The organism is Deltaproteobacteria bacterium (genome assembly GCA_018668695.1).
In the GTDB taxonomy this organism is placed as follows: domain Bacteria; phylum Myxococcota; class XYA12-FULL-58-9; order XYA12-FULL-58-9; family JABJBS01; genus JABJBS01.
In genome coordinates this window covers 1-5959 of the sequence record JABJBS010000153.1, presented here as the reverse complement: position 1 = coordinate 5959, position 5959 = coordinate 1, and the positions used below count along the sequence as shown (strand labels likewise).

Sequence of the window (5959 nt, the reverse complement as noted above, 5' to 3'; positions counted from 1 at the left end):
TTTGTTCCTATCCCGTGCCACCCATTCTCTGCCCACTGATTAAAGACAAAACCGCCTGCCCGAAAGACTGACCCAACCACCGGAAGAAGGTGGTTATCAAGCACAAAGTCCACTTCTTCTGTGGAGGTCCATAAGAATGGTAAGTCAAACACCTCCAGCTCTGGAATAACGAAGCTCATGGCTGAAAGCGTACCACCGTACATCTGCAACTCACTCGCCAAGATCTTCTCAATGCACTCTTTAGCACTACCTTTCGCCCCGCCGTAATAAACCTTCATCCTAATCTCGCCCTGCGACTCCTTGCGAATATACTTTTTCATATTCTTCGTCTGCTGTTCCCATGGAGTCCCTGCGGGGGCTACGGTACAGGCCTTGAACTTAACCTTAGACCCTGCATCGGCAGGTGCAGTTGCCGCGAGGATTAAAGCGACCATGCTGAAAAAATAAACCGTCCAGCTGCGAGAAATCTCAGGCATCAAAATTTCCATTCGTTAAAGTCACAACAAATGAGGAACCAAAAACAAGTGCGAGACATACCATACCGCCAACCAACAAGATTACCAAACCGAACTCTACCGTCGACGACAAGAGCGGAATCCCAACCAACCGGACAGCGTGAGATTCATAATAAAGCATGCCGTCCTGAGCCAGGCTCGCTTACTGGCAATGCAACCACCATGGCTAACCAGCTTCCCGTGGAAGATTGCTCTGAGTTTGGATGTCCTAATGGCTGCGTGCAAATTGATTACGGCGTGGATGATAATGCGAATGGAGCGCTCGATAACCCTTCCGAGATTGATGGTACGGAATATGTTTGTCATGGCACGAATGGTGAAGATGGCACAGGTTCAGATGGTCAAGACGGCGCTCAAGGCGATGCTGGTTCAGATGGCGAAGATGGCACCAATGGTGCAGATGGCGCAGGCTGCACCGTTAGCCAAGCCGATTGTCAGGCAACTTTAAGTTGCGAAGATGGAACTTCCGTAAGCTGGGGACTTGCCGGGTGCGCCTGCGACAACTGTGGCGTGTGCGATTTTGATACTACCAATGATTGCGTTCAGGATTGCGCTGAAACCTGGGGCGGAACCGCGGTGGAGGATATTTGTGGCACCTGTGATTTTGATACAGCCAATGATTGCGTAATACCTGAAGGCATGGTTGAAGTATCAGGTGGTGATTATCTATACGGCGACCCAACCACACTCGTGTTTCTACCAGCCTTTTACATCGACCAATATGAAGTAACGGCAGGTGATTACAAATCTTGTGTCGATGCAGGTGTGTGCCAGTACAATGGCAGTACAACAAACACCTACCGCACTTATGACAATGGCAAAGACACCCATCCAATAAATTATGTAGATTGGAATGAAGCTACAGCCTACTGCGCCTGGAAAGGTAAGCACTTGCCCACAGAGCAAGAGTGGGAAAAAGCAGCTCGCGGCACAGCCGGTAGAACTTATCCCTGGGGAGAGGATGCTCCTGATGGCACGCGCTCTAATTATTATGAAAGTGGCGATGCATATGAGGATGCTTTGGGAAAAGGCACAACACCCGCTGGGTACTTTGATGGCGTCAATATGTTAGCTGGTGGAAATATCTCCACGGTTAACAGCCCAAGCCCATATGGTGCTTATGACACGGCGGGGAATGTGTGGGAGTGGACGAATTCTTGGTATGACGAGAGCTATTGCGCCGCAGCTCCAGAAAGTAGCCCACCAGACCCGGCCAACGAGGATGAGGCTCTCGTGTATCGTGTTTTGCAGGGCGGGTCTTGGGGCCTCGTCAATACGGATTACTTACGCGCTTCCAGCCGCATCAGCAGCTCACCGGCGGACCGGTACGACGGCATTGGTTTTCGTTGTTCGCAGTAACGCAAAAACCTTCTCACGCCGCTAGTTCTCGTAAGAGCCGAGCACACCTGTCGGTGGGCTCGTTCTAGCGAAAGCACGCTTGTACTAATTCCTGATGTTCTGTGTTCTGGTTTCCTGTGTTCCTGGCGCAGCCGCATCGGCTGTGCTTCTTGTCGCCGCAGGCGACTCGTTTGATTTTTAATTTTTCCTTACCGCATGTTTATCCAGAAACTCCCGGCATGTTTGAAATTCCGATGCGACTCCTTTCGGCAGTCGCTTGAGCCCTTTTTGCTTTGCGAGTGTTCTTGCGAAAGCAACCATCTTTGGAGTGGGGGGATTTGATTTTTTCAAAGAGCGCCCAGTCCCTTGCTTTTTGCCCTGAGGAGCTGGAATGGGAATCAATTAAGCAGTAACTTGTGTTTGTTCGGCTACTTAGTGGCAGAGGTCTTGATATTATTAAGAAAAGGCAAGTCCTTATGCGCCAAATAGGAGTTGAACTCTTATTTTACATAACATAGGATGGTTCTATGATACCTAGAGCCATTGAGGAGGAGCTTCACACACTCCTCGCGGAATACCCTGTTGTTACGATTCTTGGACCACGGCAAGCAGGGAAGACCACGCTAGCGCGCCACGCCCTTAAAGATTTTCAGTACTGCAATCTGGAGGTGCCGGAGCTGCGGGATTTGGCTTCGAAGGATCCGAAAGCTCTGCTCACGAGGTACTCAAACCGTGTCATCTTCGACGAGATTCAGCGGGTGCCTCAGCTTTTGAGCTATATTCAGGCCATGGTTGATGAGCGGGGCGGGGCCGGGCAATTCGTTCTTACTGGTTCTCATCAGCTGCAGCTCACCGAAGCCATCACTCAGTCGCTCGCCGGACGAACCGCAATCCTGCACCTGCTGCCATTCTCAATTTCGGAATTAGAGGGTGGGGGTATTTCGTTTGAGCGATTTGAAGACTATGTGTTTCACGGATTCTTGCCGCGTATCTACGACCAAAACCAACGGCCCACGCGTGCCTACGCCAATTACTACCAAACCTATGTTGAGCGTGATGTACGCCAGCTCATCAATCTCAAGGATGTGAGTCTTTTTGAAAAGTTCGTGAAACTTCTCGCCGGCCGAGCAGGGCAGGTGCTTAACTACCAATCCCTCTCGAACGACGTTGGGGTGGATAGCAATACCATCAAAAGCTGGTTGTCGATTCTCGAAGCATCGTTTGTTATTTTCAAGCTCCCACCCTATTTTGAGAATTTAGGCAAACGCGTCATCAAATCGCCGAAATACTACTTTATGGACGTGGGGCTCCTGGTTTATCTTCTCGGCATTCAAGAGCCGGACCAGATCTCGCGAGATCCACTTGTGGGCAACATCTTCGAGAATCTCATTGTGATCGAGTGTTTGAAGGCCCGCTATAACCAAGGCAAGACATCCAATCTCTATTTCTTCCGGGATAGCAACGGCAACGAAGTGGATATCATTGCCCAGGACGGTCGCGAACTCACAGCTATTGAAATCAAGTCGAGTTCCACCTTCCATTCATCGCTATTGAAGAATCTGCGCAAGGCGCGAAATCTTACCGACAAGATTACTCATGGTTATCTGGTTTTCAACGGAGAATCCTTGGAGCTAAGTGATGGTAATTCACTGGTGAATTTCCGCGAGATTGGCCGCGTTTGGGGAAACAGGTAGCTCTTGTTGAACAGCCCTTGCTTGAATCCCATTTTCCCCAACCCACACCCACCCACATTGAGCGGCCCACCTCACACTGAAATAATCTTCTGTGGAGAAGTGCATGCAAAAAAGAAGTGTCTTCATAGGGCTGTTGTTGTTTACAGCCACCGCCTGCAGCGCGGAGTGGATAATCCCCGAAGGTTATATCGTGGAGTGCACCGACAACTCCGACTGCCCTGATACGGCAGAGTGCACCCTTACCGATGATGGCACTTCCCTGGTTTGCGTAACTGCAGGCGAAACATGGTGTGGCAATGGCGTGCAGGAGGTGGGGGAGGCTTGTGATGATGGGGATACAGACAATAGTGATTATTGCTCATCTGACTGCTTGTCTGTGACCACCATCTGCGGTGACGCAAAAACAGAAGGCCAGGAAGCTTGCGACCATGTGGGGCAAATCAACGGCTGGTATTGCAATGAGGAGTGCTTAACGTTTCGCAAAGAGTGTGGAGACAGCGTGGTGGCAGTGTTTAGTGATGGGCGAGATGGGGAAGTATGCGACCAGGGCTCTCAGAACACCGATGATTATCAGCTTAATAAAACCTGTCTGAGTGATTGCAGTGGTTATGGGTCGTATTGCGGCGATGGCACCCAAAATGCGACCGAAGCGTGTGATGAATTTGGGAACACTGAAAATGGCTGCACGGCCACCTGCGAGAAGTCTCCTGATGTAGTGTGCGGTGATTTTATTACGCACGCAGCATTCGAGGGGTGCGACGAAGGCAACACTGTGACTGAGGCTTGCGATTATGGTGAAGAGGCTTGCATTATTTGTGATGCTTCTTGTCAGGTTCAAAACCTGACAGGCACCTGGTGCGGCGATGGCATCATTCAGCACGAAGGTGCGGTCGGAGGCTCTCTTGAGGGCTGTGATGGCGACGTAGATTGCTCCGAGCTTGGCCTTGGTGCGGAAACCGCTACCTGTGGTGATGATTGCATGGCTTATGACACAAGCAGTTGCAGCAACCAGGACATGGTCTTTGTTCCGGCCGGCCCTTTTTTAATGGGCTGTAATGCGGTTGTTGATTTTGAGTGCAGCTCAAATGAATTCCCGCAACACGAAGTTTATCTTGATAGCTTCCTGCTAGACCGAGCGGAGGTCACCGCCGGCGCCTACAGGGCGTGTGTGCTGGCGGGTGATTGCACTTATGGCGGTGGCACGGATAGTTACCATACCTATAACAACAGCCTGGATAACCATCCCATCAATTACGTGAACCACACCGAAGCCAAGACCTATTGTGAATGGCTGGGTAAGCGCCTTCCCACAGAGGCGGAGTGGGAAAAAGCAGCACGCGGTACTGACGGCAGAAAATACCCCTGGGGCAATAGCCCGGATCGGAGCTGCATCCACGTGGTGATGAGTGAAGGTGGTTATGGCTGTGGCACAAACCAAACCTGGGAGGTAGGTTCCAAGCCTTTGGGCGTAAGCCCATATGGCGCTGATGATATGATTGGGAATGTGTGGGAGTGGACTGCTGATTGGTTCGATGCTGGTTATTATGGTGAGACGCCAGCAGGAGGCTGGGTAAACCCTGAGGGCCCTGATAGCACTAGCTATCGCGTGCTCCGCGGCGGGTCGTTCTACTTTAGCAGTGCGAATGCCCTGCGCGCGTCTTATCGCCGCGGCTACCTCTTTCCAGTCAACCGTTACGGCAGCGTCGGTTTCCGCTGCGCCCAGTAGAAATCACTCCGCTCTGAGACCAGCACGCTTGTACTATGTTCTATCTTTCCCTCCCGTCCTATCCAAATATACAAAGGAACTCAAAAGTCCGTTAAACAGGGCTCCGCGACATGTTTCAAAACACTACAAATCACCGGAAACCATGATATTTGGATAGTATGAACACGATAATTCAGCCATGGCACCTGCTATTAACAGCCTTGGCCGGCTTGATGAATCGCGAGCAGCAGCAAATTATCGAGTACCTGAAAACCAATTAAGCAGCAATGTGTGCATGTTGGGGTACCAATTATTTTCTATAATGAATTCAGCTTAGCTAACATCAAATTGAATCTATACACATTCCTGCTTAATCAAATCATATCTCGATGAATCAACAAGTTGAAGTACGGGCTGGAAAAAGGGTATGTAGCATTATGGCTAAAACCCGTAAGAGTGAACAAGTGCGTGAGCGAATTTTAGAGGAGGCAACCCACCTTTTCGCAGAGTGCGGATATGCAGGGGCTTCAACTGCCCAAATTGTACGAGCTGCGGGAATCACCAAACCCATGCTTTATTATTATTTCGGCGACAAGGAATCGCTCTTTCGGGCTGCCATTGAGCGTATCAATTCACGCCGCAAATCTGCTGTGGCAACGATATTAGAGTCGGCTGAACCTGCCCCAGTGAGGCTCATATGCTTATTT

5 protein-coding genes are annotated in these 5959 nt (G+C 50.4%); 4 read left to right on the top strand and 1 reads right to left on the bottom strand.

The window, feature by feature from the left end:
- Window positions 1–476: TRAP transporter substrate-binding protein DctP (gene dctP / locus HOK28_08115; GenBank protein MBT6433039.1), on the bottom strand; the 476-nt coding region annotated here is incomplete at its 3' end.
- 48 nt (window positions 477–524) lie between these two features.
- Here dctP and HOK28_08110 point away from each other — a divergent pair.
- From HOK28_08110 to HOK28_08095, 4 genes are all read left to right on the top strand, one after another.
- Entirely contained in the window at window positions 525–1874 is a 1350-nt protein-coding gene (locus tag HOK28_08110) for an SUMF1/EgtB/PvdO family nonheme iron enzyme (GenBank protein ID MBT6433038.1), read from the top strand.
- A 506-nt stretch (window positions 1875–2380) separates the two neighbouring features.
- Window positions 2381–3547: an ATP-binding protein gene (locus HOK28_08105; protein MBT6433037.1), complete on the top strand. Its 1167-nt coding sequence runs from the start codon at window positions 2381–2383 to the stop codon at window positions 3545–3547.
- 103 nt (window positions 3548–3650) lie between these two features.
- Entirely contained in the window at window positions 3651–5273 is a 1623-nt protein-coding gene (locus tag HOK28_08100; protein ID MBT6433036.1) for an SUMF1/EgtB/PvdO family nonheme iron enzyme, read from the top strand.
- A gap of 416 nt (window positions 5274–5689) precedes the next feature.
- On the top strand, window positions 5690–5959 hold a 270-nt coding region (locus HOK28_08095), incomplete at its 3' end, for a TetR/AcrR family transcriptional regulator (GenBank protein ID MBT6433035.1).

Excerpts from the sequence above, each read along its gene's own strand:
- HOK28_08105 (MBT6433037.1), top strand. The coding sequence starts at position 2,381 with ATGATACCTAGAGCCATTGAGGAGGAGCTTCACACACTCCTCGCGGAA.
- HOK28_08100 (MBT6433036.1), top strand. The coding sequence starts at position 3,651 with ATGCAAAAAAGAAGTGTCTTCATAGGGCTGTTGTTGTTTACAGCCACC.